Origin of the sequence: Priestia sp. JSM ZJ58 (assembly GCF_044383985.1) — a bacterium.
Taxonomy (GTDB): Bacteria; Bacillota; Bacilli; order Bacillales; family Bacillaceae_H; genus Priestia; species Priestia zanthoxyli.
In genome coordinates, this window is the sequence record NZ_JBISEM010000010.1 from 15,525 (window position 1) to 41,114 (window position 25,590).

Genomic DNA, 25,590 nt, shown 5'->3' on the forward strand with positions numbered 1-25,590 from the left:
ATCCATTCACTACGAATGAAAGCAGTGGACATATACATATAGATAATAATAAATGGTTTGGGGAGTCAAAGAAGGTGATGTTGAAGTGAATGTAAGCATCAGGTCAATTGTTAAAAAAGTCATGTTCATTCTATTTATTGCGTACGGGGCAGTGGTCATTTATGCTACGCTCATACGGGAAAACGAACATGTTTACGGAAAAGCAATGAACTTGGATTTATTTAGTACGATCCGTCTGATGTGGGATAGCGGTAATATAATGCTCACTCTGACAAATATACTGGGAAATATCGTAATGTTTGCGCCGCTTGGAATGTTTATTCCGTTGTTTATGAAGTGGTTTGACGGTTTTATTCAAGTCTTTACGACTGGTTTCTTAATCAGTTTTCTGATTGAAATTTTACAGTACAAGCTAACGGAACGAGTATTTGATATTGATGATATCTTTTTGAATACGCTAGGTACATTTATAGGCTGGGTTATTATTAAAATACTATATTGGATCAAGAACGTGCTGAAAGCACGTTTCAAAAAAAGATGAAAGGACTTCTTTACGAAGTCCTTTTTGCATCTTGTTGATAGAAACACTTAATGCAGCGTCTTACGGAAGAATGTGAGGATTCAACGATAATATGCTGACAATTTTGCTGAACAAATAATAACTTTCCTTCAAGCTGCTTAATTTGTTTTTTTAGCTGTTCTACTTCATTATTGATAGATATTTGAACCACTGTTAACAAACTCTTTAGCTTTTTCTTTCATTCCTTCTTTTCTTACTTCGTTTACATCTTTTTCATTTTCTTGAGCCATGTTACGAATATCTTGAGAAATACGCATCGAACAGAATTTAGGTCCACACATTGAACAGAAATGGGCTGTTTTAGCACCTTCAGCGGGAAGTGTTTCATCGTGATATTCTTTTGCGCGCTCTGGATCTAGTGACAGGTTAAATTGATCATTCCATCTAAATTCAAATCTTGCTTTAGACAGAGCATTATCGCGTTTTTGTGCTCCTGGATGGCCTTTTGCTAGGTCAGCAGCATGCGCAGCAATTTTATAGGTGATAACGCCTTCGCGAACGTCTTCTTTATTCGGGAGTCCTAAATGTTCTTTTGGCGTTACGTAGCAAAGCATAGCTGTCCCAAACCAGCCAATCATTGCAGCACCAATACCTGATGTAATATGGTCATAGCCTGGAGCGATGTCGGTTGTAAGCGGTCCAAGAGTATAGAAGGGAGCTTCCTGGCATATTTCCATTTGTTTATCTACGTTTTCTTTGATGAGATGCATTGGAACATGTCCAGGACCTTCAATCATAACTTGAACATCGTGTTTCCAAGCAATTTTAGTTAATTCACCAAGCGTTTCTAATTCACCGAACTGTGCCTCATCATTAGCATCTGCAATGGAACCAGGACGTAGCCCATCGCCAAGCGAAATAGCAATATCGTATGCTTTACAGATTTCACAGATTTCTTCAAAGCGAGTATATAAAAAGTTCTCTTCATGATGAGCTAAACACCACTGCGCCAAGATGGATCCTCCGCGTGAAACAATACCTGTCGTACGTTTCGCTGTCAGAGGAATATAACGTAAAAGAACACCTGCGTGAATAGTAAAGTAATCAACACCTTGTTCTGCTTGTTCAATTAATGTATCGCGGTATGCTTCCCACGTTAGATCTTCTGCTACGCCTTTTACTTTTTCAAGCGCTTGGTAAATAGGAACGGTCCCTACAGGAACAGGCGAGTTGCGGATAATCCATTCGCGTGTTGTGTGGATATCCTTTCCTGTTGATAGATCCATAATTGTATCGGCTCCCCAACGCGTTGCCCATGTCATTTTTTCTACTTCATCTTCAATAGCTGAACGAATAGCTGAATTTCCGATATTAGCATTAATTTTCACATGGAATTTGCGGCCGATAATCATCGGTTCGCTCTCAGGGTGATTGATATTATTAGGGATAATCGCACGTCCTCTTGCTACTTCTTCACGCACAATTTCAGGATTCATCTGTTCACGAATAGCGATAAATTCCATTTCGGGCGTGATGACTCCTTTTTTCGCATAGTGCATTTGCGTTACATTTTGATTTTTTTTCGCGCGCAAAGGTAAACGTTTAGTGATAAAGCGCTCGTACTGATCTCTTGGATCACCGTCATAATAACCGTTATCCTGTGGCTGAACCGTACGGCCTTGATATGTTTCTACATCGTTTCGTTCTGCAATCCACTTTTCGCGCAGAGCCGGTAATCCTTTTTGTAAATTAATTTCATAAGAGGGATCTGTATAAACACCGCTCGTGTCGTATACACGTACGGGACTATTTTCTTCTTCACCAAAAGACCCTGTAGTAGGAGACTGATGAATTTCACGCATAGGTACTTTAAGGTCTTGTCTGGATCCTTGGACATATACTTTGTGACTGTTTGGAAAAGGCTTTTTCATAGAAACTGATACATTTTGTTTTGACATTACATATTCCTCCGGTTTCGCATAAAGTGTAGCTATACCGAACCATAAAAAATCGGGTTCTGTGATAGACAGAACCCGATGGAATAGGCAAAAAAAGAATAAAACTATACTATTCTTCTCAAGACTACTTCCCTCCGCTGGTATAACCCAAATCAGGTTCAAAGGGTTAAAGAGTTTTATTGCACTCTTCTCTCAGTCTGAGCTATCAGACACCCCTAGTAGAAATAACATTCAAATTATTCAATTTACGGCTTAAGTTTACCATCATTCGGTAAAAAATCAACCCTTAAATAAAAAAAGCTAGACAATTAGCGTTGTCTAGCAGCATCGATTGCAATCACAATAGCTGTAATAATATGCATGATAAATCCCAAAAATGGAATCCAAGCAACCAGTGAGGTAACAAGCCCTAGTATGTTTCCATAAGCAGATAACCCTCGTCTATTAGCTAAAATGAGTGTGATAGCATGAAGAATAAATCCAATAAAAAGAGGAGTATAGCTAAAGCCCATAACAATCCCCGCGCCAATTAAAGGAATTCCCAGCAAGGCTTCATACCCAGCAGTGACCCATTTCATTGTACGTACATTTCCATTCATAGTAAAAAGCCTCCTAAAAAAGATACTACTATATACGAGAAAAGAGAGAAAAAAGTTTCAAATTACTTAGGGGATATGTCGTATAATTCAGCCCTATTGGATTAAAATGATAGATGACAGTAAAGGGGGATGGAAAAAACATAATGATTTAGTCATTTTTTCACACTAAAGAAAAATAGTCTAGATGATTCATTTTTAGCTAAGGAACCAGAATTTATACTGAACATAGTGACTGCTTTTTAAAATAAATAAAAGCTGATATCGTGTTTTTTGGTTGTAGCATGTAAGCTTTTTATTACAAATTATTAAAGATTCTTATCTTTTTGCAAATACACATTGTATTTCATAGTTTTAACAATTATGATAAAAAAGCAAGTGTCAAAATAGGAAAATAGTTGAGCATGTAAAACGAAGCGATAAGCTTATTAATTTGAAAGAAAGGCAAGGTACATAGCTTTATGTGGGAAATTATTGTAGCAATCATTTTAGGGATTGTAGAAGGTTTAACAGAGTTTGCTCCTGTTTCGTCAACTGGGCATATGATTATTGTGGATGACCTGTGGTTAAATTCAAAAGAATTATTTTCATCTCCAGTAGCTAATACATTTAAGATTGTTATTCAGCTAGGGTCGATCTTAGCAGTAGTTGTTATTTTTAAAGATCGTTTTATTAATTTATTAGGATTGGGAAAAAAACCAGCTGCTGCAATTGGACCGACAAATCGCTTAAATTTAATGCAGGTAATTGTTGGTTTGTTACCCGCAGGAGTGTTAGGACTTTTGTTTGATGATTACATTGATGAACATTTGTTTTCTTTAAATACGGTGCTAATTGGCTTAGTGGTCGGAGCTGTATTAATGATTCTAGCAGATTTGTTTGGACCTAAACGTCCGCGTGTAGAGACGGTGGACCAAATGTCTTATGGACAAGCACTAGGTATAGGACTGTTTCAATGTATTGCTCTTTGGCCAGGTTTTTCTCGTTCAGGCTCAACGATTTCAGGAGGGGTTCTTCTTGGAATGAGCCATAAGGCAGCCGCAGATTTTACATTTATTATGGCAGTGCCAATTATGGCAGGAGCAAGTGGACTTTCATTGGTTAAAAACTGGCAGTATTTCACATCAGATGCACTACCGTTTTTTATTGCTGGTTTTATCAGCGCCTTTATTTTTGCGCTTATATCGATTCGCTTTTTCTTAAAATTAATCAACCGCATTAAATTAGTTCCGTTTGCCATTTATCGAATTGTCTTAGCGGCTATTCTATATTTTGTATTTTTATAAAATAAATAAGCGTATTTTATAGCCATTTAAACTTCTGATAAAGACTTAAAAAGCAAGAAAAAGCTATTGCAACATTGCAATAGCTTTTTTGCATAAATATATATTATTGTCTTTTGAAAGCGTTTTATAAACATGGGTATTGACAAAACGTGTCGAAAAATAGTAAATTAATATTTGTGCAGTATAAAGTTAAGTAAAAGTAAGACTTCTGTTTAGTTTTATTGACTGTAAAAAACGTATGACAACGTATAGATCGTTTTAATTTTATAAAAATTGAATAATAAGCTTAATCGTATAGAGCGGGGGAATCATTATCGGCAGTAAAGCTGCCTTGGGGTGAATCCTTACAAAAGGTAGGAAACTCTCAATTCCGAATCCGACAGTTAACCTCGTTTGCTTTATTGAGAGAAAGAGCCCAAAATAGCGTAAGTAAAAGGCTGTTCTTTCTTAAGAATAGTCTTTTTTTGTTTTTTCAGAAAAGTATATACAAATGTCATACATCTTTGGGGAGGTACATCTATGAAAAAAATTCGTTTTGGTTTGGCTACGCAGATTTTTACCGGTTTAATCCTCGGTGTTCTTGTAGGAGTAATTTGGTTTAACGATCCGCGTGTAGTAACATACCTGCAGCCGCTGGGAGACTTGTTCTTAAGATTGATTAAGATGATTGTTATTCCAATTGTTATCTCAAGTTTAGTCGTTGGAGTTGCAGGAGCAGGTAGCGGTAAACAGGTCGGAAAGCTGGGCGTTAAAACCATTCTCTATTTTGAAATTATTACAACTTTCGCAATTGTAATCGGTGTATTGATTGCTAATATTTTTCATCCTGGACAAGGTGTAGACATTCATTCAGCACAGAAGAGTGATATTTCACAATACGTTGAAACATCCGAACAGCAAGAAGGAAAGTCAGTGGCTGAAACGTTCTTACACATTGTTCCGACAAACTTTTTCCAGTCAATTGTTGAAGGAGACATGCTAGCAATTATCTTCTTTACAGTATTGTTCGCACTTGGAGTAGCGGCAATTGGAGAAAGAGGAAAGCCTGTTGTTCAATTCTTTGACGGCGTTTCTCACGCAATGTTTCACGTGGTAAACCTAGTAATGAAAGTGGCTCCGATTGGAGTATTTGCTTTAATTGGTGTAACAGTTTCGAAATTCGGTTTAGAGTCACTCCTTTCATTAGGAAAGCTTGTTATCTTAGTTTACTTAGCGTTAATTTTCTTCCTACTTGTTGTATTAGGAGGAATTGCGAAATGGGCAGGAATTAACATTTTCCACTTATTCCGCTATATGAAAGATGAACTGTTGTTAGCATACAGTACATCTAGTTCTGAGACAGTTCTTCCGCGAATTATGGAAAAACTTGAAAAGATGGGCTGTCCAAAAGCTATCGTATCGTTCGTTGTACCAATTGGTTATACATTTAACCTAGATGGTTCTGTTCTCTATCAAGCGATTGCAGCGTTATTCTTAGCGCAGGTGTATGGTATTGATTTAACGATCGTTCAACAGCTGACGCTCATTCTGGTATTGATGGTTACATCTAAAGGAATGGCTGCGGTGCCAGGAACATCATTTGTTGTATTACTGGCTACTCTTGGAACAATCGGCGTTCCGGCAGAAGGATTAGCCTTCATTGCGGGAGTAGACAGAATCATGGATATGGCACGTACGGTTGTTAACTTAGTAGGAAACACACTAGCAGCAATTGTAATGTCTAAATCTGAAGGCAAATTTGACCCTAAAAAAGGTACAGAGGTCATGAGAGCCGGCTAATTTATAAATTAAAAAGCTACTTATTCTATTCAAAAAATTAGAATAAGTAGCTTTTTTCATAATAATTCCTTTATTATTATGGAAATTGACCCTATAATATGTAACATCAGGTATAAATATATCCAAATTTTATTCTTACATAAAAGCAGTCACTGGTTCCTTTCTTTATCAGTAAATATAGAGATAGCTTAGCTAGTTGGGGGATAGTAGAGTATGTGGAAAAAGCGAATATGGGTCATCGCCTCGATAGTAATCGTATGTTTGTTAATCCCTTACAGTTTACCGATTGTGTTTGCTTTATTAACAGCATTAGCGCTTGAGGGTATTGTTCAAAAATTGCATCAATCTTTTAAAATGAAGAGAGTCTACGCAGTGCTTATGACCTTCATTTTATATGTTGTTTCGCTCATACTTATTGGATTTTTTATTGTTCGGACAATCGTTACGCAAGTGGTTGCTCTTTCAAAGATAGCGCCTTCATTTGTAAAAGAAATCTATGAAACCGCGATTTATCCAACTATTATCAAGTGGAAATACTATTCAAACGCTCTTCCTACAGAAGTGATTTCTTCTATCGAGCGCACGCTTGAAAAAACCGTAAATTCATTAGATTCTCTATTAAAAAGTACCGTGGAAATCATCATTAGCTTTGCTGCTACTGTTCCTGGGTTTCTACTAGAGTTTCTTATTTATTTAGTAGCGCTTGTATTTATCAGCCTTGAGCTGCCTGCTATTAAAAATAAAATTAAGTCATTTTTAACAGAAGAAACGAAATATAAGCTACAAGTTGTCATCACTCAGCTTATCCAAGCGGGGGTTGGTTTTATTAAGGCACAAATTATTTTAAGTGTCATGACGTTTGTAATGGCTTATGTAGGGCTTTGGCTATTAGATGTTCCGTATACCGCGCTGCTTAGTTTATTAATTGTAATTGTCGATATCTTACCAATCCTTGGGACAGGCTCGGTGCTCGTTCCATGGGGGATTTTTGCTCTTACGCAAGGACATGACTCATTAGCAATCGGCTTATTTATTCTATTTGGAGTCATTACGGTAGTAAGACGTGTAGTAGAACCAAAAGTATTTTCTACAAATATGGGTATTTCACCTTTGGCTGCATTAGTTAGTTTGTACATTGGATTTAAACTTTTAGGTTTTGTCGGGTTGTTTTTAGGACCGGCTTTAGTTATTTTATACGATGCTCTTCGTAAAGTAGGTATTATTCAAATTAACTTTAAACTATAAAAGCGCTGGATAAAACTAGCGCTTTTTTTATTGAAACTTTTGTAGTACGTCATACGTAAAGAGGGAAAGGAAAAAACTATGTCGCGTTGGTTTTTATCTATCAATCGGCTAAATTATAGTTTTGCAGTCTTAGATTTAATGACATGAGGAGGAGAATTTTTGTTAGAGTCGGTTTTACTTTCTTTAATTGAAGCGCTAAAACAGCTCTCTTATTTTGGCGTAATTTTAGCATTAACGTTTGAGTTTGTCCCCGCAGAGCTTGTTTTACCTTTAGTAGGGTATTGGGTGTACCAAGGTGATATGAACTTGTATCTGGCTATCCTTGCAGGTACAGTAGGCGGTGTGTGTGGACCGTTGACTCTTTATGCACTGGGACGTTACGGTGGACGACCGCTAGTTTTAAAATATGGAAAATATTTTTTGGTGAAAGAAAAAGAAATTGACGCTGCCGATCGCTTTTTTAATAAGTACGGCAGCGGGGTCGCTTTTTTTGGACGGTTTATTCCAGGAGTGCGTACGGCTATCTCTTTTCCATGCGGGATGGCAAAAATGAATGTATGGCTGTTTTCTATTTACACATTTGTTGCGATGCTTCCAGTAACGGCTATTTACGTATATTTAGGATATAAGTTAGGACCTAAGTGGAAAGAGGTGGGTCCGATTGTATCTCAATACATGCAGCCTATTGGAATCGGAATTGTTGTTTTAATTGCGTTGTTTTTTATCATTAAATATGTGCGGAATAAACAAGTAGGACAGAGCTGATAAATCGAGGAAAAGAGTGAGGATATGTCAGAGCATGAACAATTGAGAATAGAATTACGAAAAATTGAAAAGTGGGAGAAAGACCAAAAAGGACTTTTTTTCTGGGAGCGGCTGGCTCGCTTGCCTTTTTCAGCTTTAGATAAAGTAACGCCAAAGTTCATTCATCAAAAAATAGAAAAATTATTAGATGAAATTGCTAAGTATGTTGATAATGGAGGCCAGTATTTAGCTAATACGTCTGCCACGCTAGAGAAAGCATCAGCCCAATTACAAGAAAATAAGCAGCTGTCAATAGAGGATGTTCAGCATTTATCTCTGCAGGAAATGGATGAGTTGGCGGAGTATTTTATTGAAGTTCGAAAAAAGAATGCGCAGCTGCAAGGAGCTACAACCGGAGTAGGTGGAATTTTTACACTGGCGATTGATATTCCTTTTGTATTGGGACTTACGCTTAAGACACTGCAAGAAGTGGCTGTTTCTTATGGTTACGATCCCACTGAGCAAGAGGAACGCATTTTTATGGTCAAATGCATGCAGTTTTCATCCTCTGATATTGTAGGAAAGCGTGCGATTTTAGAAGAATTAGCAAGCGGCAATCGAACGCAGAGCTTGCAGCAGCTCCAAGGTTGGAGAGAAGTGTTTCTAACCTATAGAGACAACTTGGGATGGAAAAAGCTATTTCAAATGATTCCTATAGCAGGGATGGTGTTTGGGGCGTATATTAACAAACAAGCGATTAGCGATATAGGAGAAGTTGGAATGATGCTTTACCGTAAAAGACGCATTTTAGAAAAAGTCTCACAATCTAAAAAATAAAAATAGGCTGGTATGAAAGTATTTTAGTTGAAGAAAAATCCGAACGAGTTTGATTCTTAGTTGAGAATCAAATACGTTCGGATTTTTTTATTGATATAGTAAATGTAGCTTTCATGTATTTAGTTGCCTCTAGGTGTTGATTGGAGGGCAAGGCGAAGACTCCCGCGGAAAGCAAAGCCTTGCACGGAAATCAAAAGCGGTGTAACGAGCGATTTATATTAGATCGTTTACCTTTTTGTTCGTGTGTAGATGGGATTGATTTGTTTATGTCTCAATTACTTTTTTTCGACATTATTTCTGGGGAAATATGTCGAGGTGTGTTAAGCCTATTTCCTTAATCAAAATGAAAAGTAGGAATGGTAATAGTATTTTTTCGTCTGGCAATCAGTAAATAAATAATGCCAATTATACTCCATACAATACCGATAAATAAGGATGTTTTTTCTAAGTTAAGCCACATAAAAAATAAAAATAAACTGCCGAGTAAAGGCATAAGTACATATGAAATATATCCACTGAGAGATCGTTTGTTTTGTTGAATAAAATAATGGATAAAAACCGCTATGTTAACTGAACTGAACGCAATTAAAGCACCAAAATTAATTAAAGAGGTAGCTTTTTCAAGAGACAGACTTAGTGAAATTAAAGAGAGACCACCAATAATGACTACGTTCCAAACAGGCGTCTTTGTTTTAGGGTGAATATAGCCAAAAATTCTCCGCGGCAGATAACCATCTTTCCCAATTGCGTAGAGAAGTCTTGATGCACTCATATGTGAGACAAGTCCAGAAGCAATAGTTGATGTTAAGGCTGCTGCTACAAAAATAGATTGAAACAGCTGGCCGCCAATTTTATAAGCGATTTCAGCCGATGCACCTTCTAAATCATGAAACAAAGAGGCTGAAGGGAAAAGAAGCTGAGCAAAGTAAGAAACCGTAATAAATAAGGCGCCTCCCGTACATGCAATAATGAGAATCCCTTTGGGAATGGTTTTCTCAGGCTTAAGTGTTTCTTCAGCCATGGTGGTTACAGCATCAAACCCTAAAAAAGAAAAGCATAAAATAGCTGCTCCGTTTAATAAAAGAGATATAGAAGCCGATTCACTTATAAACGGTTTAAATGATAGCTCTTGCCCTTGAGTTGTAGCACTTAAAATAATAAAGATGATAGCTACTAAAATTTGAAAAGCAACTAATAGCGTACCAAAAGAAACGGTTAAATGAACGCTAAAAATATTCATTATGGTCATGATGACCACAAAGCTGATAATCCATACGGCTTTTGGAACACCTGGAAACAGAGAGCTTAGGTAAATATTTGTCAAAAGTGCATTAATCATCGGTAGAAATAGATAATCAAGAAGAGCCGTCCATCCTACCAAAAAACCAATGCTTGGATTCATTACTTGCTGTGCGTATGTATAAGAAGAACCAGCTCCGGGAAAAGCTTTTACCATTTTTCCATAACTAATGGCTGTGAATAAAATAGCAATCAACGTGAATGCATAAGCACCTGAAACATGTCCATCTGTGGATTCAGTTACAATGCCAAATGTATCGAAAACGGCCATGGGTGCCATGTAGCCTAATCCTATCACGACGATATGCCATAATTTTAGTTGTTTAAGAAGAGAAGGTCCATGATTCATATTTGTCATCCTTTCTGTGTATAATCATTCTGCAATATTTATTATTATACTATATTGTTAGATTTGTCATCTTTTTTTGAAAAAGAAGAGAAAATTGCGCGCTAAGAGATAAAGAGCGTTTAGTTAATTACTAGATAAAGCAAAAAAATGCTTTTTTTCACTTTGATTTTTACCATTGAGTCTAGAAAGCATTTTACATAAAATGAAAGAAAGTAAAAAAGCTTTCGATTAGTATGATCTACTTGTAATAAATACGAAAACAAACTTTTGAATGCGGTTACATTTTTGCGGGTGTATAAACTTATAATGATGATAAAGGAGATGAAGGAAGTGATTGCTACACCCTATATAAACTTGGAGATAAACAAGGGACCAGGTGTGCATGTTGTATTGGATGAAACAAAAAAAGATGGTGTTTATTTTATTAAATTAACGGTCAAGTCGATTAAAAAAAGAAGTCTTCCAAAAATGGCGTTAAAATGGAGCGTTCCGTTGTTAGATATCCAGCTATATAAATCTATACAAACTAGTCAGGGAGATGTGAGTACCTCTTCTGTTCATTGTTTTATGAATAAAAATGGCTCTAACCGCTACACTATTGCATGTTCAGACATACTTCACCCTATTCGGTGTGCCCCCAATTGGAAGGAAATGTGTCTAGATGTGGAGATGAACTTATTTAGTGAAAGCACTTGGTCTCTTCATAGCTACGAAACTGAACTGCGAGTAGATACAAGAATGATTGAAACAGAAGAGTTATTCAAAGATTTAGCGAAATGGTATGAAAGAAAAGAGATTAATCTAGCATCTGCTGTTGAGCATGCAACGGCAATAGATGAAAAAGGAAATGTCTCGTTAGATATTTGATGGTGAGGAGAGAGATAAAGTGGGGATCTTATTTAATGAACGTACAAAGGAGTTTCACCTGCAGGGCCGCGATGTAAGTTATATCTTTTCAGTGTTGAGAAACGAGCAGCTTGGTCACTTATACTATGGAAAAAAGCTTAAGCACCGTCCGTCTTTTCAGCATTTTTTACGTGTGGAAACAAGAGGAGCTAGCGCTTCGGTCTATGAAGGAGAACTAGCATTTTCTCTTGAAACAATCAAACAAGAGTATCCTTCTTATGGGACAACAGACTTCAGAGAGCCAGCCTACCAACTTCTTCAGCAAAACGGAAGCCGAGTCACCAATTTTGAATACGATAACCATAAAATTTACAAGGGCAAGAAGTCATTAAACGGCTTACCTGCTACATACGTAGAAGAAGAGAGTGAAGCCACGAGTGTAGAAGTTGAACTGATTGATAAATTGCTCAATGCATCACTTATTTTAACGTATACCGTTTACGAAGACCGAAATATTATTACGCGTCACGCACGATTTGAACATAGAGGAGAAGAACCAGTCGATATTTTGCGTATCATGAGCGGCAGCATTGATTTGCCCACATCAAACTATGAAATGGTTCAGCTTTCCGGTGCTTGGATTCGAGAGAGACACGTGAAAACAAGAATGCTTCAGCCGGGTATTCAAAGTATTTCTAGTGCGAGAGGTACAAGCAGCAGTCAGCAAAACCCATTTTTAATTTTAAAGAATCCAGCTGCAACTGAACACAGTGGAGAAGCGTACGGTTTTAGTCTTGTATACAGCGGAAACTTTCTTGGACAAGTGGAAGTAGATCACTATAATGTATCAAGAATAACGATGGGTATTCATCCTTTTGATTTTCAGTGGCGACTAGAAAGTGGACAAACTTTTCAATCACCAGAACTAGTATTGGCTTATTCAAATAACGGGCTAAACGGTCTTAGCCAAGAGTATCATGAGCTTTATCGCAAGCGTCTCGCTAGAGGAAAATGGCGGGATTTAGAGCGACCAGTTTTAATTAATAACTGGGAAGCGACGTATTTTGATTTTAACGAAGAGAAAATTGTACACATTGCCAAAGAAGCACAAAAGCTGGGCGTTGAACTTTTTGTATTGGATGACGGCTGGTTTGGTAAACGTAATGATGATACAACTTCTCTTGGAGACTGGTTTGTAGATGAAAAAAAGCTTCCGGGCGGTATGAAATCATTGGCTCAAAAAGTAACGGATTTAGGTATGGACTTTGGATTATGGTTTGAACCTGAAATGATTTCAAAGCAAAGCAACTTGTATGAAAAGCATCCAGATTGGTTGATTCATGTGCCAAATCGTCATCAGTCTCATGGACGAAATCAATATGTGCTTGATTTTTCACGAGAAGAAGTAGTGAATTATATTTATGAACGAATGGAAGCTATTTTAAGTGAAGCACCTATCTCGTATATAAAATGGGATATGAACCGAAATATAACGGAGATTGGATCTGTTGGGCTACCCGCGAATCGCCAGTTTGAAGTAGTACATCGCTACATTTTAGGAGTATATGATTTGTATGAGCGACTAACAAAGAAGTTTCCGGATATTTTATTTGAATCGTGTGCAAGCGGGGGCGCTAGATTTGATCCGGGAATGCTTTATTATGCTCCTCAAGCTTGGACGAGCGATAACACGGACGCGATTGAACGTCTAAAAATTCAGTACGGCACTTCTTTTGCTTATCCAATCAGTTCAATGGGAGCACACGTATCAGCCGTACCAAATCATCAAGTACGCAGAGTAACAAGTCTAGAAACAAGAGGAGACGTTGCGTATTTTGGCGCATTCGGTTATGAGTTAGATGTTACGCTGATGACAGAAGATGAAAAAGAAACGGTAAAAAAACAAATTCAGTATTATAAAAAATACCGATCTCTTATTCAAAATGGAAGATTCTATCGATTAAAAAGTCCGTTTGAACAAGATGGAAATGTGACGAGCTGGATGGTTGTTTCATCCGATCAAAAGCAGGCAATCATCGGTTATTATCAAGTATTAGCTAGATCAAATCCTTCTTATGAACGCATTGAGCTAAAAGGGCTTCATCCTGATTATGAATATACAGTGATGGAAACAGACCAAACAGCTTATGGAGATGAGCTCATGTACGCAGGAATTGCTCTAACTCATGAATATCCGGGTGTTGAAGCATACGATAAAAAATCTGGAGACTTTGTATCGGTTATTTACACACTGCAAGCGCAATAAGCAAAGAGGCTGGGACATAACGAAATAAATCCAATCGAAAGATGAACAAATGAGATACATGAGCTGGACTGCTTATGACACCGCAATTGATTTCCGTGCAAGGCTTCGCTTTCGCTCCTGCGGGGTCTCACCTGTTCCGCTTTTCCCGCAGGAGTCTTCGCCTTGCCCTCCAATCAACTGCTAGAAGGAACGAAACAAATAAAACGATATGCATCATCAAAAAAAAACGAACCACTCATCAAACAGGTTGATGAATGGTTCGTTTTTTACTTGGGCTCAACTACTTTTGTCCCAGCCTCTTTAAGTTAACTATTATTTATGAAGTGTTGACATAAAAGGCGTGATAATGGTAACTTTTAGTTATAATTGTTAACTTTATATTTTTTTAGTTTACTAAAGTGGAGGGGAATCGATGGAAACCACAAGTTTAAGAGATTGGAAAGCACTTGCTCAGTCTATTATTAAAGGGAAAGAAATTACATATAAAGAAGCGCTTCAACTTCTTTATGTACCGGATGAAGAAGTGTTAGAGGTCATGAATGCCGCGTACTTAATTCGTCATCATCATTATGGAAAAAAAGTAAAGCTTAATATGATTATTAATACTAAATCGGGTTTATGCCCAGAAGACTGTGGATATTGTTCGCAGTCGATTGTATCAGAAGCGCCGATTGATAAGTATGCGTGGTTAACAAAAGAGAAAATTGTAGAAGGTGCTTTTGAAGCTCAAAAAAGAAAAGCAGGTACATATTGCATCGTAGCGTCAGGCCGCCGCCCTACTGATAAAGAAGTAGCGCACGTAGTTGGAGCGGTAAAGGAAATTCGTCAAAAGACAGACTTGAAAATCTGTGCCTGTCTAGGATTTTTAACAGATGATCAAGCACACGAACTAGTCGAGGCGGGTGTTCATCGCTATAATCATAATTTAAATACTCACGCTGATAACTATGACAATATTTGTTCTACGCATGGCTATGAAGATCGAGTCGATACGGTTACTACATCTAAAAAAGCAGGTTTGTCACCTTGTTCCGGTGCAATTTTTGGAATGGGCGAGACAAATGAACAAGCCGTTGAATTAGCTTTTCAAATTAAAAAGTTAGATGCAGATTCTATTCCATGCAATTTTCTTGTTGCCGTTCCAGGAACGCCTCTAGAAGACAAAAAGGCGTTAAAGCCAATGCAATGCTTAAAGCTGTTAGCGATGATGCGTTTTGTAAATCCAACCAAAGAAATTCGAATTTCAGGAGGCAGAGAAGTTAACCTCAGATCACTTCAGCCGCTTGGTTTGTTTGCTGCAAACTCAATTTTTGTAGGCGATTATTTAACGACTCAAGGTCAAGAACCTACAGCTGACTGGGGATTAATTGAAGATTTAGGATTTGAAATCGAAGAATGTGCACTGTGAAGCCGTTGAGAAATCAACGGCTTTTTTTATCTTCAGCAGATTTACAGGAACTATACGTTTACTTTACAAAACTCAACAGCTTCTTTATATTGCCTTCACAAATAACCATTATTATAAAACATGTGAACGATAAGTGAATAGTTACTAAGGTTATGAAATTGAGAAACCACAAAAAACAATAGGTCTATATAAACATCCTATGCGTTTTTTGTGGTTTTTTTATAAATGAAAGGAAGGAATCGTTTTGAATAAGGAAGCAGATTTCTTACAACAGCTTGGACAAGATCGTTTAATTGCATCCATTAAAAGTCCGAAAAATTTAGAGCAATTTTTAGAAACAGAGATCCAGGCCGCCTTTTTATTAACGGGAAACATCAGTGTAATTAAACGCTATGTAGATTTACTCAAACAGCATAATCGAACGGTTTTCTTACACATTGAAAAAATTCCGGGAATTAGCTATGACCGGGAAGGGCTTAAATTTCTCGCTAAGTTTGTAAAGCCCACAGGTATCGTAACCACTAAAAGTTCACTCATTAATTACGCAAAACAGGAAGGGCTGGTTGCTATTCAGCGGCTGTTTTTAGTGGATACAGACGCAGTAGCACAGGGGTTAAAAACCGTTCAAGATATTAAACCGGATGCATTAGAACTAATGCCAGGATTGATTCCGGAGATGATAGAGAAAATCGTTAAAAAAACAAGTATCCCTATTATTACAGGTGGACTCATTCAAAATGAAAGCCATATCCAAGCTGCTTTAAAAGCAGGGGCTACGGCAGTTTCTACAGGAAAATCATGGCTATGGAAAAAATATGAATGAGCGAGAAAGGAGCGTTTTTAATGAAAAAAGTAGAGTTAGTTAACGTTGGAAAGTCATACGATCAAAAAACAAATGTCATTCAAGATATTAATGTCACAATTGAACCTGGAGAATTCTTCGTATTAGTAGGTCCTTCAGGGTGCGGGAAAAGTACAATGCTGCGAATGATTGCCGGATTAGAAGAAGTCACACAGGGAGAGTTGCTAATCGGGGATGTAAAAGCAAATAAACTGCTTCCAAGTCAGCGCGATTTGTCCATGGTGTTTCAAAACTATGCTTTATATCCGCATTTGACAGTAGAACAAAATATTCTTTTTGGTCTGCATACAAAGAAGATTTCAAAGCAAGAACAGCACAAGCGCTGCAGGGAAGCAGCAGAAATGCTTGGTTTAAGTGAATATTTAAAACGAAAGCCTAGACAGCTTTCGGGAGGACAGCGTCAGCGTGTAGCACTCGCACGTGCTATAGTTACTCATTCACCTATTTGCCTGATGGATGAGCCGTTATCCAACTTGGATGCGAAGCTGCGAGCAAAGATGAGATCAGAAATTCGCCAGATTCAGCGTAAGTTAGGTATTACGATGATTTATGTCACGCATGATCAAACGGAAGCGATGACGATGGCGGATCGAATGATGATTTTAAATGGAGGTAATATTCAGCAGGTTGGGCGTCCGCTCGATATTTACAATGCACCGGCAAACACGTTCGTAGCGTCGTTTATAGGTTCTCCCCCTATGAACTTATCAAACGTTTCTATAGAAAATAACTTACTCGTTTTTGAAGATAGAAGAGCTATTTCTATGAGTGCATCATACAACAACCTTAGCGGTAAAAAGGAAGTTGTGGTTGGAGTAAGACCTGAGCACGTTCAGCTTGCGACAAACGACAACACCAGCTTTATCGTAGAGGTAGATAATGTCGAAATTCTAGGAACGGAAACACTGCTTACATTTCAAATGGGAGACAAACAGTGGATGGCTAAGTGGAACGGTCAATGGAATATAAAAGTGGGAGAGCGCGTCCCTATTTTTATCGATCCAAAACACCTGTTTTTATTTGATAGTGATACAGGTTCATGCTTGCACTATGAACCATCAACGGAAGATTTAACTGTAAAGGGGGCATTTGTATGAGTGCTGTTACCAAAACAGCAAACTCGCCTGTTTCTGTTTCATCAAATCCACAAGAAAAGAAGTCAATGCCTAACCTATTGGTAGGATTATCTTACTTGCTGCCATCATTATTGTTATTTGGTGTATTTCTTTTCTACCCAATGATTAAGACCTTATATTTAAGTCTTTTTATTACAGACACACAGGGAAATCCCTTGAAATTTGTAGGATTACAAAATTTCTTTTATCTATTTACAGATCCAAACTTTTTACAAAGTATGAAAGCCACTTTTTTATTTGTACTATACACGGTGCCTATTGGCTTAATTATTGCATTATTCCTAGCGCTAATCGCAAATGAAAAGCTAAAAGGAATTGGTTTTTTCAGAACAATGTTTTCATCTACGATGGGAATGAGCGTAGCGGCTTCTTCTGTAATTTGGATGTTTATGTATAACCCGACAATCGGTGTTATTAATAAAGTATTAAATCTTGTAGGCATTCATGATGTGCAGTGGTTATTAGATCCTAAGTATGCGCTGATTGCTGTGTCCATCTCTACGATTTGGATGAACATTGGGTTTACCTTTTTAATTTTACTTGGCGGGTTACAAAATATTGATGAAAAGCTGTATGAAAACGCGCGTATTGCTGGAGTTAGCTATTGGTATCAGCTCCGTAAAATTACGCTTCCTATGCTTTCGCCAACGCTGTTTTTTATTATCACCGTTTCGTTTATTAACGCGTTTCAAACGTTTGGACAAATTGACATTTTAACAAAAGGCGGGCCTACAGATTCCACAAATGTCATTGTTTATTCAATCTACAAAGATGCATTTGTAAACTATAATGTTGGCTCTGCAAGTGCTCAAGCTACAATTTTGTTTTTCTGTATTCTACTGGTTACGGCTCTTCAATTTAAGCTTGGAGAAAGGAAGGTACATTATCAATGAGCATCACGAGAAAATGGACAACTTATTTGTTACTCATTGCAGCTACTTTAGTATTGATGTTTCCTATTCTATACGCTTTTTCCATTAGTTTTATGAGTGGAGCGGAAGTGTTGGAAGGGAAGATTTGGCCATCATCTTTTTCATTTGAAAACTATCGGGATGCTTTTGAAAAAGTTCCGCTGCTTCATTATTTAATTAATAGTTTTGCTGTATCTATTTTTGTCATGGCTGGGCAGCTGTTAGTTTCAAGTTTGGCTGCTTTTGCATTTGTATTTATTAAATTTAAAGGAAGAGATGCTATTTTCTTTCTCTTTATTTCTACGATGATGATTCCATGGGAAGCAACGATGGTTCCTAACTTTTTAACAGCACAAAAGCTAGGCTGGATTAATAACTATTTGGGATTAACAATTCCTTTTTTCGCCTTAGCATTTGGAACATTTTTATTGCGTCAACAGTTTAAAACCATTCCGGGCGAGCTGTATGAAGCTTCTCAAGTCGCAGGGATCAGCCGCTTTCGTTTCTTTTGGAATGTTGTGCTTCCTGTTTCTAAAACAAGTCTAGTTACGCTTGGCGTATATAGCTTTTTAACAACATGGAATATGTATTTATGGCCACTGTTAGTTACAAATACAGAAGATGTTCGTACCGTTCAGATTGGTTTAAAACAAATGCAAACGCAGGAGATTTCAACTGATTGGGGAGTGGTTATGGCCGCTGTCGTAGTTGTTATTATACCGACATTATTACTATTATTCCTAGGTCAAAAACGTCTTCAAAAAGGATTAACACAAGGTGCAATTAAATAGGAGAGTGAATGTGATGAAAAAGATATTGGCTATCGTAACGGCATGCTTGCTAGTCATTCTAGGCGCTTGCTCAAACTCAACTGGTTCTTCGGAAGCGCAAGAAACTAAAAAAACAGCATCAGGTAAAACAGAAGTCGTTTTTTGGCACGCCATGAGCGGTGACCTTGAAAAATCACTCAATAAAATAGTCGATGAGTACAATAAATCTCAGGATAAAGTTGAAGTAAAGCCCGTTTTCCAAGGAACGTATGAGGAAGCACAAACAAAATTTAATACGGTAGCAGGAACTAAAGATGCACCGGCTATCATGCAAACGTTCGAAGTAGGAACGAAATTCATGATAGACAGTGGTAAGGTTCAGCCTGTTCAAAAATTCATTGATGAAGACCACTACGATACTTCACAGTGGGAGAAAAATATTTCAAGCTATTACCAAGTAGATGGAAAGCAATATTCAATGCCGTTTAACTCTTCAACACCTGTGTTAGTTTACAACAAAGATGCCTTTAAAAAAGCAGGGTTAGATCCTGAAAATCCACCAAAAACGTATGATGAATTAAAGGCAGCTGCAAAGAAACTAACAGAGAAACAAGGAAATAAAACATCACAATACGGTTTTTCAATTCTAAATTACGGATGGTTCTTTGAAGAGCTAGTTGCTTCTCAAGGCGGTTTGTATGTAGATCACGAAAACGGTCGTAAAGGGGATGCCGAGAAGGCAGTATTTAATGGAAAAGAAGGACAAAACGCATTTAATTTAATCAATGACATGTACAAAGAAGGTACTTTCTACAATGTAGGGCAAAACTGGGACGATATGCGCGCAGCATTTCAATCTAAAAAAATTGCAATGTTTTTAGATTCATCAGCAGGTATTAAAACATTAGTAGACAATGCTCCATTTGATGTGGGTGTATCAGATCTTCCTGTGCCAAAAGAAGAGGATCGCCAAGGAGTAGCTATCGGGGGAGCATCTTTATGGATGTCTAAAGGAATTAGTGATGAAACATCTAAAGCGGCGTGGGACTTCATGAAATATTTAGCAACACCAGAAGTTCAGGCAAAATGGCACGTGGAAAGTGGCTATTTTGCGGTTAATCCTAAAGCATATGATCAAGAAATCGTAAAGAAAGAATGGAAAAAATATCCTCAACTAAAAGTGACGGTTGATCAGCTTCATAAAACTAAATCAACTCCGGCAACACAAGGCGCTTTAATTTCGGTATTTCCGGAATCACGCCAAAAGGTAGTAACAGGAATGGAGAGCCTGTACCAGGGAGTAAAGCCGAAACAAGCACTTGATCAAGCAGCAAAAGAAACGAATAGAGCATTAGAAGTAGCCAATCAAAAATAACGTATGATTACGAAGCTCGTCTTTCAAGTTATTTTGAGGACGAGCTTTTTATTTAGTGAATGACTAGTTAGGGGAGATAGAGGACAATGAATAATTCAATTGATCTTTATGCGCATCGCGGCTTTAGCGGACGATATCCTGAAAATACAATGATTGCATTTGAAGAAGCTAGAAAAATGCGAGTTTCAGGTATTGAATTGGATGTACAACTAACCAAAGACGGAGAAATAGTAGTGATTCACGATGAACGAATTGACAGAACGACGAATGGAATGGGATATGTTCAAGAATTTTCATATAAACAGCTGCGGTTATTCGATGCTGGAAGCTGGTATGATTCTCGTTTTTCTAAACAATCAATTCCCACGTTAATAGAAGTGTTTGAGTGGATGATGGACAAAAAGACAGAAATGACCGTGAACATTGAATTAAAAAATGACCAAATTTACTATCCAAAACTTGAGGAAAAAGTTCTTCGTCTAATCGATGAGTTTGATTTAGAAGATCAAGTTATTTTGTCATCTTTTAACTATGATAGCTTGGCTAAAGTGAGATCTCTCCATTCATATATCCCAACAGGATTTTTATTTGAAGGGGTGAGTGAAGATGCGATTGGAAAAGCAAAATCGATAGGTGCGCACCTGCACTGTGATATGTCGTTTGCTCTTTCTTCGTACGGGAAAAAAGCAAAGCAAGAAGGATTAGACTTACGAGTATATACAATTAATGAACTGAATGACTTTTTGAAGCTCCAGCAGGCTTCAGTAAAAGTAGTGATGACAGATTACCCTAACCGTTTTTCCTCTACAATGTTCAAAGGATGACGAAGAAAGGCCGTATGTATTCGTACGGCCTTTTTTATAGAGTAAATATTATTTTATTCTGAATAGTATAAAATTTATATTGTGAAATTGTTTTATAGATGATATATTGAGAGTAGATTATAATGTTCCTTATGAAAGCGAATACATGTTGCGTAGCTCCGCAAACGTTCATTTGCCGGTCCCTAGCATCGTCTGTTATCTCTTTTAGGAGGAATAAAAAATCATGTATGATCAAGATACTATCTATATTATTGGAGATGCCAAAGCTCCTCAAAGCAATCCGATTACTAAAAAGTTCAATCAGTATTTTCTAGGATTGGTAGTTGATAAAACAAATGGAAAAATTATTGATGTGGAATGCTCAGCGACGATTGAGTTAACCGTTCGATTTGTTCAATCAATTTTTATTGGACGTCATATAAGTGATCCCACCCTTATAGACGACATTAACAGCCGCTACTTCGGGTCTTCCCAAAAAGCGCTGGTGGTAGCGTTTCATGATGCACAGAAAAAATATCAGCAAATAACAGCTGCTTTGTCTACATAGACCTAGACGAAATCCAGCCTGACGTTTTCAAACGTTGGGCTGGATTTTGTTTTGCATAAAAACATTTTCGGGGAGATGAAGGGGGAAGAATAAATGATTCAAGATGGATTTATGTATGTGAGTGTGTTAACTGCCTTTGCTGCGCTCATGGTAGGGATTGAAAAACGATTTAAAGCCAATGGATTTTTTAAGTTTATTCCAGGTATTGTACTTATTTATATAGGAGCGGCTCTTATGCAAACGGCAGGATTATTTGGGGATAGCGAGTCAAATGCCGCCATGTATGCAGGCGTTAAAAATGCACTTCTTCCTGCTATGCTGATGCTTATGCTGTTAAAGTGTGATGTTCGAAGTGTAATTAAACTTGGTCCAAGAATGCTGGGAGGATTCATCGTTGCGGTTTTTAGTATAATGATAGGCTTTTTCCTCGTCTATGCCATCTTTAAGAATTTCTATGTAGAGGATACGTGGAAAGCTTTTGGTGCTTTATCAGGAAGTTGGACCGGTGGGTCAGCTAACATGGTTGCCCTTCAAGGGATTTTGGATGTTCCAGAAAATATATTTGGCTACGCTCTTATGATGGATACGATTAACTATGCCGTATGGGTTATGTTTATGTTTTGGCTTGTACCATTTGCATCTAAATTTAATAAATGGACAAAAGCAGACGTCAGCTTTATTGAGAATAGTATAGATGAAGTCGCAGCAACATCTGAAAGCGAAAAAGAAGGTCCTCAGTTTCAGCATCTTCTTTATTTGCTTGGGCTAGGTTTGTTCGTTTCGGCATTGTCTACATTTATCGGAGGGCGTTTGCCTGAAGTGGGAGCCGTTATTAATGCAACGAGCTGGACGATTATGATTGCTTCTGTCGTTGGTTTAGTGCTTGCTGTAACTCCAGCGGCAAAAATTCCAGGTACGCTCGATGTATCAAACGTTATGTTATACATCGTTGTAGCGTTAATTGCTTCTCAATCAGATTTTTCAAATTTAGTTCAGGCTCCTATTTACTTAGTATCTGGTTTTCTCATTATGTTCGTCCACTTAGTGATCATGCTGTTGCTAGCTAAACTATTTAAATATGATTTATTTACGCTCGGGGTAGCCAGTTTAGCTAATATTGGCGGAATGGCGTCTGCTCCAATGCTTGCAGCTGCTTATAACCGTGCACTGATTCCGGTAGGAGTCATTATGGCTCTGATGGGTTCCTTCTTAGGTACTTATTTTGGTATGATGATCGCCAAAATTTTAGGGGCGATCTAAGAATAAACCAAAATAGGTATAAAAGAACATGTGTGCTGAATCGAAAGGAAGCGATTGAAATGATAATTAAAGACATAACTGTAAAGCATCAAACCGTTCCACTGCTCGTTCCGTTTAAAACAGCGCTTCGAACAGCAACAGAGATAGACAGCATAAGTGTAGAGATTCAGTTAGAAAACGGAATAAAAGGAAAAGGAGCGGCTTCGCCAACATATGTTATTACAGGCGATTCTTTAGAAGGCATTCAAGCTGCACTTCAAGGACCTATTAAACTAGCGCTAATAGGGGAGGATATACGTCAGTTTCAAAAACTCTTAAAAAAAATTCAAAGCTGCTGTATTCACAATTCAAGTGCTAAAGCGGCTGCTGATATCGCTTTGCATGATGCTTATACAAAGTTTCTCAACATTCCTTTATATGCTTTCTTGGGCGATAAGCAGCCTATCTCTACGTGTATGACGATAAGTGTTGATACACCTGAAAAAATGGCTGAAGACGCACAAAAAAGTGCAGCGGACGGATTTGACATTTTAAAAGTGAAGGTAGGTTCAATTCCTGAGCTAGACCTTGAGCGTATTAAACATATTCGATCTGTCATTCCGGATCATGTAAAACTTCGGTTGGATGCAAATCAAGGATGGACTCCAAAACAAGCAGTGCAATTAATTAATGAAATGGAAGCTCTCAATTTCGGTATTGAACTGGTAGAACAGCCTGTCGTTGCTCATGATTGGGAAGGGTTAAAGTTTGTGACTGAACGAGTAAACATACCCATTATGGCAGATGAGAGTCTATTTTCTGCCAAAGATGCATTAAGGCTTGTAAGCGGGCGGTACGTGGATCTTTTAAATATTAAGCTAATGAAGTGCGGAGGCATTAATGAAGCAAGAAAAATCGCGAGTATTGCTGAGGCGAACGGTGTTGCGTGTATGATTGGAAGCATGATGGAACCATCACTTTCCGTGGGAGCAGCTGCTCATCTGGCAGCCGCTCATCCAAATATCACGTATTTTGACTTAGATGCTCCTCTTTGGCTTTCAACTGAACTGGATGTGTTAAAGTACAGCGGTCAAGAGGTTTTCTTATCAGATCTTCCTGGAATAGGAGAAATCACCGTTCCTATCTCAAAATAAAAAGATAGTAATATAGTAGAAGGAGAGAGACGATGAATATAAAACGTTGGCTTTTGACGGTAACAACAGTTATTTTAGCTACATTTGGAGTCAGTGCAGTTCCTTCTGTTCATGCTTCTGAAGAAAAAGAAACTGCTTATATAGATGTCGCAGCAGCTACTCTTTGGACAGCACCAAACATCTTGCGTGAAGTGGACGCTCCGTCAGCTACTAATCCTGTAGATATGAAGAAGTGGACCACATCGATGAATTTGAAACAGAAGCAGCAGTTATCTAGTGACGGGATGCTTGAGACACAAGCGTTATATGGAAACAAAGTAACGGTTTTAGAGAGACAAGGAGATTGGGTCAAAGTAGCTGTAGACGGACAGCCTACTTCTCGAAATGAATTAGGATATCCCGGGTGGATGCCTACTAAACAATTAACCTATAGCAAAAGGTACGAACAGTATGCAAAGAAGCCTTTTATAATGGTGACGGCTCCGACTACTTATTTATATCATTCGCCTTCTTTGAAAAAGAAAGGTATTGAAGTTAGCTATAATACGCGCTTACCTCTTTTGGTAAAATCAAAGAGTGCATATAAAGTATTAAAACCAAATGGAAAGACAGCATGGGTTTCTGCAAAAGCAGGAAAAATCTACGCTTCTCAAAAAGATATTCCTGTACCAACTGGCACGGAGCTTGTTGAAAGCGGAAAGGCATTTTTAAACCTTCCATATTTATGGGCTGGCATGAGTGGTTTTGGATTTGACTGCTCTGGATTTACGTTTACGATGTACCAGTCCCATGGTATTACAATTCCACGTGACTCAGGCCCACAGTCTAGAGCAGGGAAACCAGTAGAGATGAACAATCTTCAACCCGGAGACTTATTATTCTTTGCCTATAACCAAGGAAAAGGAAGCGTCCACCATGTAGCAATGTATGCGGGAGATGGTATGATGATTCATTCGCCGAACTCCGAGCGGACAGTAGAGATTATTCCTTTAAACACGAAGGGGTATATTGAAGAGTATGCAGGTGCACGTCGTTATTTACCTTAATTAGTAAGATAAGAAAGAAGCTCTTTTTGTGAAGGGCTTCTTTTTTAATATAGGTATAAATAAAAATTAGAAAATTTAGATTATTTATGTTTAACTACTTCTCAGTAGGGGAAGAAGTAAAGTAAGAAAAAAACGTTTTTCTTCTCGAAACATATTGACTTTATGTGCAGGGCATTATATTATTATAAAGCGTCGTTGAGACATAACAGTAACAATGAAGCTAAAAAAAAGAATTTTAAAAAGTTGTTGACATTACGTCGGTAACTTGATAAGATAATAAAGTCGCTTAAGAGCGGCGGTTGAACTTTGAAAACTGAACAAAGCGACAAACGTCAACGTTAATTTTTATTTTTTAATTGAGCAAGTCAAACATTTCTTCGGAGAGTTTGATCCTGGCTCAGGATGAACGCTGGCGGCGTGCCTAATACATGCAAGTCGAGCGAACTGATTAGAAGCTTGCTTCTATGACGTTAGCGGCGGACGGGTGAGTAACACGTGGGCAACCTGCCTGTAAGACTGGGATAACTTCGGGAAACCGAAGCTAATACCGGATAGGATCTTCTCCTTCATGGGAGATGATTGAAAGATGGTTT

General features: G+C 37.8%; 22 protein-coding genes, 1 rRNA gene and 2 riboswitches. Of the genes, 20 read left to right on the top strand and 3 right to left on the bottom strand.

The genetic code is table 11. The features are described 5' to 3' along the window. Nucleotides 1–85: 85 nt before the first annotated feature. Nucleotides 86–541 carry a VanZ family protein gene (locus ACH6EI_RS26925; protein WP_223546307.1) on the top strand — a complete coding sequence of 152 codons (456 nt, stop codon included), beginning with the start codon at nucleotides 86–88 and terminating at the stop codon, nucleotides 539–541. Nucleotides 542–708: 167 nt separating this feature from the next. Here ACH6EI_RS26925 and thiC read toward each other — a convergent pair whose 3' ends face one another. Next, nucleotides 709–2,478: a phosphomethylpyrimidine synthase ThiC gene (thiC, locus tag ACH6EI_RS26930; RefSeq protein WP_028412684.1), complete on the bottom strand. Its 1,770-nt coding sequence runs from the start codon at nucleotides 2,476–2,478 to the stop codon at nucleotides 709–711. A gap of 112 nt (nucleotides 2,479–2,590) precedes the next feature. After that, nucleotides 2,591–2,705, bottom strand: a riboswitch (TPP riboswitch). A gap of 81 nt (nucleotides 2,706–2,786) precedes the next feature. Then, the gene (locus ACH6EI_RS26935) at nucleotides 2,787–3,077 is read right to left on the bottom strand and encodes a hypothetical protein (protein ID WP_014461804.1); all 291 of its coding nucleotides are present in this window, start codon (nucleotides 3,075–3,077) and stop codon (nucleotides 2,787–2,789) included. A gap of 458 nt (nucleotides 3,078–3,535) precedes the next feature. Here ACH6EI_RS26935 and ACH6EI_RS26940 point away from each other — a divergent pair, with 458 nt between their 5' ends. The 5 genes from ACH6EI_RS26940 (at nucleotide 3,536) to ACH6EI_RS26960 (ending at nucleotide 8,965) form a co-directional block, all read left to right on the top strand. Beyond that, nucleotides 3,536–4,360 carry an undecaprenyl-diphosphate phosphatase gene (locus tag ACH6EI_RS26940; RefSeq protein WP_028412683.1) on the top strand — a complete coding sequence of 275 codons (825 nt, stop codon included), beginning with the start codon at nucleotides 3,536–3,538 and terminating at the stop codon, nucleotides 4,358–4,360. 273 nt (nucleotides 4,361–4,633) lie between these two features. Then, nucleotides 4,634–4,773: riboswitch (cyclic di-AMP (ydaO/yuaA leader) on the top strand. Between the two features lie 106 nt (nucleotides 4,774–4,879). Then, a complete protein-coding gene (locus ACH6EI_RS26945; protein WP_028412682.1) occupies nucleotides 4,880–6,139 on the top strand; it encodes a glutamate/proton symporter GltT in 1,260 nt (419 codons plus the stop codon). A gap of 213 nt (nucleotides 6,140–6,352) precedes the next feature. Further along, nucleotides 6,353–7,384 carry a sporulation integral membrane protein YtvI gene (ytvI, locus tag ACH6EI_RS26950; protein ID WP_013055188.1) on the top strand — a complete coding sequence of 344 codons (1,032 nt, stop codon included), beginning with the start codon at nucleotides 6,353–6,355 and terminating at the stop codon, nucleotides 7,382–7,384. A 159-nt stretch (nucleotides 7,385–7,543) separates the two neighbouring features. After that, nucleotides 7,544–8,149, top strand: a complete 606-nt coding sequence (locus ACH6EI_RS26955) for a DedA family protein (RefSeq protein WP_013055189.1) — start codon at nucleotides 7,544–7,546, stop codon at nucleotides 8,147–8,149. 24 nt (nucleotides 8,150–8,173) lie between these two features. Beyond that, the gene (locus tag ACH6EI_RS26960) at nucleotides 8,174–8,965 is read left to right on the top strand and encodes an EcsC family protein (RefSeq protein ID WP_028412681.1); all 792 of its coding nucleotides are present in this window, start codon (nucleotides 8,174–8,176) and stop codon (nucleotides 8,963–8,965) included. A gap of 334 nt (nucleotides 8,966–9,299) precedes the next feature. Here the strand turns inward: ACH6EI_RS26960 and ACH6EI_RS26965 are convergent, their stop codons facing one another. Next, the gene (locus tag ACH6EI_RS26965) at nucleotides 9,300–10,613 is read right to left on the bottom strand and encodes an APC family permease (RefSeq protein ID WP_028412680.1); all 1,314 of its coding nucleotides are present in this window, start codon (nucleotides 10,611–10,613) and stop codon (nucleotides 9,300–9,302) included. Between the two features lie 321 nt (nucleotides 10,614–10,934). Between ACH6EI_RS26965 and ACH6EI_RS26970 the strand changes: the two genes are divergently transcribed. The 14 genes from ACH6EI_RS26970 to ACH6EI_RS27035 form a co-directional block, all read left to right on the top strand. Then, entirely contained in the window at nucleotides 10,935–11,480 is a 546-nt protein-coding gene (locus tag ACH6EI_RS26970; protein WP_223546639.1) for a hypothetical protein, read from the top strand. Between the two features lie 19 nt (nucleotides 11,481–11,499). Beyond that, nucleotides 11,500–13,725, top strand: coding sequence for an alpha-galactosidase (locus ACH6EI_RS26975; RefSeq protein ID WP_099330598.1), 2,226 nt, complete (start codon nucleotides 11,500–11,502; stop codon nucleotides 13,723–13,725). 412 nt (nucleotides 13,726–14,137) lie between these two features. Next, nucleotides 14,138–15,133, top strand: coding sequence for a biotin synthase BioB (gene bioB, locus ACH6EI_RS26980; RefSeq protein WP_034264346.1), 996 nt, complete (start codon nucleotides 14,138–14,140; stop codon nucleotides 15,131–15,133). Between the two features lie 244 nt (nucleotides 15,134–15,377). Then, complete coding sequence (locus ACH6EI_RS26985) at nucleotides 15,378–15,956, top strand: glycerol-3-phosphate responsive antiterminator (RefSeq protein ID WP_028412676.1); 579 nt, start codon at nucleotides 15,378–15,380, stop codon at nucleotides 15,954–15,956. Nucleotides 15,957–15,976: 20 nt separating this feature from the next. Continuing rightward, a complete protein-coding gene (locus ACH6EI_RS26990; protein ID WP_028412675.1) occupies nucleotides 15,977–17,092 on the top strand; it encodes an ABC transporter ATP-binding protein in 1,116 nt (371 codons plus the stop codon). Next, nucleotides 17,089–18,024 carry a carbohydrate ABC transporter permease gene (locus tag ACH6EI_RS26995; RefSeq protein ID WP_028412674.1) on the top strand — a complete coding sequence of 312 codons (936 nt, stop codon included), beginning with the start codon at nucleotides 17,089–17,091 and terminating at the stop codon, nucleotides 18,022–18,024. The genes ACH6EI_RS26990 and ACH6EI_RS26995 overlap by 4 nt, the downstream gene beginning before the upstream one ends. After that, nucleotides 18,021–18,833: a carbohydrate ABC transporter permease gene (locus ACH6EI_RS27000; protein WP_028412673.1), complete on the top strand. Its 813-nt coding sequence runs from the start codon at nucleotides 18,021–18,023 to the stop codon at nucleotides 18,831–18,833. Before ACH6EI_RS26995 ends, ACH6EI_RS27000 begins: the two co-directional genes overlap by 4 nt. Nucleotides 18,834–18,846: 13 nt before the next feature. Next, entirely contained in the window at nucleotides 18,847–20,187 is a 1,341-nt protein-coding gene (locus ACH6EI_RS27005) for an ABC transporter substrate-binding protein (RefSeq protein ID WP_028412672.1), read from the top strand. 86 nt (nucleotides 20,188–20,273) lie between these two features. Further along, complete coding sequence (locus tag ACH6EI_RS27010; protein ID WP_028412671.1) at nucleotides 20,274–21,011, top strand: glycerophosphodiester phosphodiesterase; 738 nt, start codon at nucleotides 20,274–20,276, stop codon at nucleotides 21,009–21,011. Between the two features lie 223 nt (nucleotides 21,012–21,234). Continuing rightward, nucleotides 21,235–21,558 carry a DUF3870 domain-containing protein gene (locus tag ACH6EI_RS27015; RefSeq protein WP_028412670.1) on the top strand — a complete coding sequence of 108 codons (324 nt, stop codon included), beginning with the start codon at nucleotides 21,235–21,237 and terminating at the stop codon, nucleotides 21,556–21,558. 93 nt (nucleotides 21,559–21,651) lie between these two features. Then, nucleotides 21,652–22,818, top strand: coding sequence for a DUF819 family protein (locus ACH6EI_RS27020; protein ID WP_028412669.1), 1,167 nt, complete (start codon nucleotides 21,652–21,654; stop codon nucleotides 22,816–22,818). Between the two features lie 59 nt (nucleotides 22,819–22,877). Beyond that, complete coding sequence (locus ACH6EI_RS27025) at nucleotides 22,878–23,951, top strand: dipeptide epimerase (protein WP_028412668.1); 1,074 nt, start codon at nucleotides 22,878–22,880, stop codon at nucleotides 23,949–23,951. 32 nt (nucleotides 23,952–23,983) lie between these two features. Then, entirely contained in the window at nucleotides 23,984–24,997 is a 1,014-nt protein-coding gene (locus ACH6EI_RS27030) for a C40 family peptidase (protein WP_028412667.1), read from the top strand. 374 nt (nucleotides 24,998–25,371) lie between these two features. Next, nucleotides 25,372–25,590 (top strand): 16S ribosomal RNA (locus ACH6EI_RS27035); the annotation flags it as partial.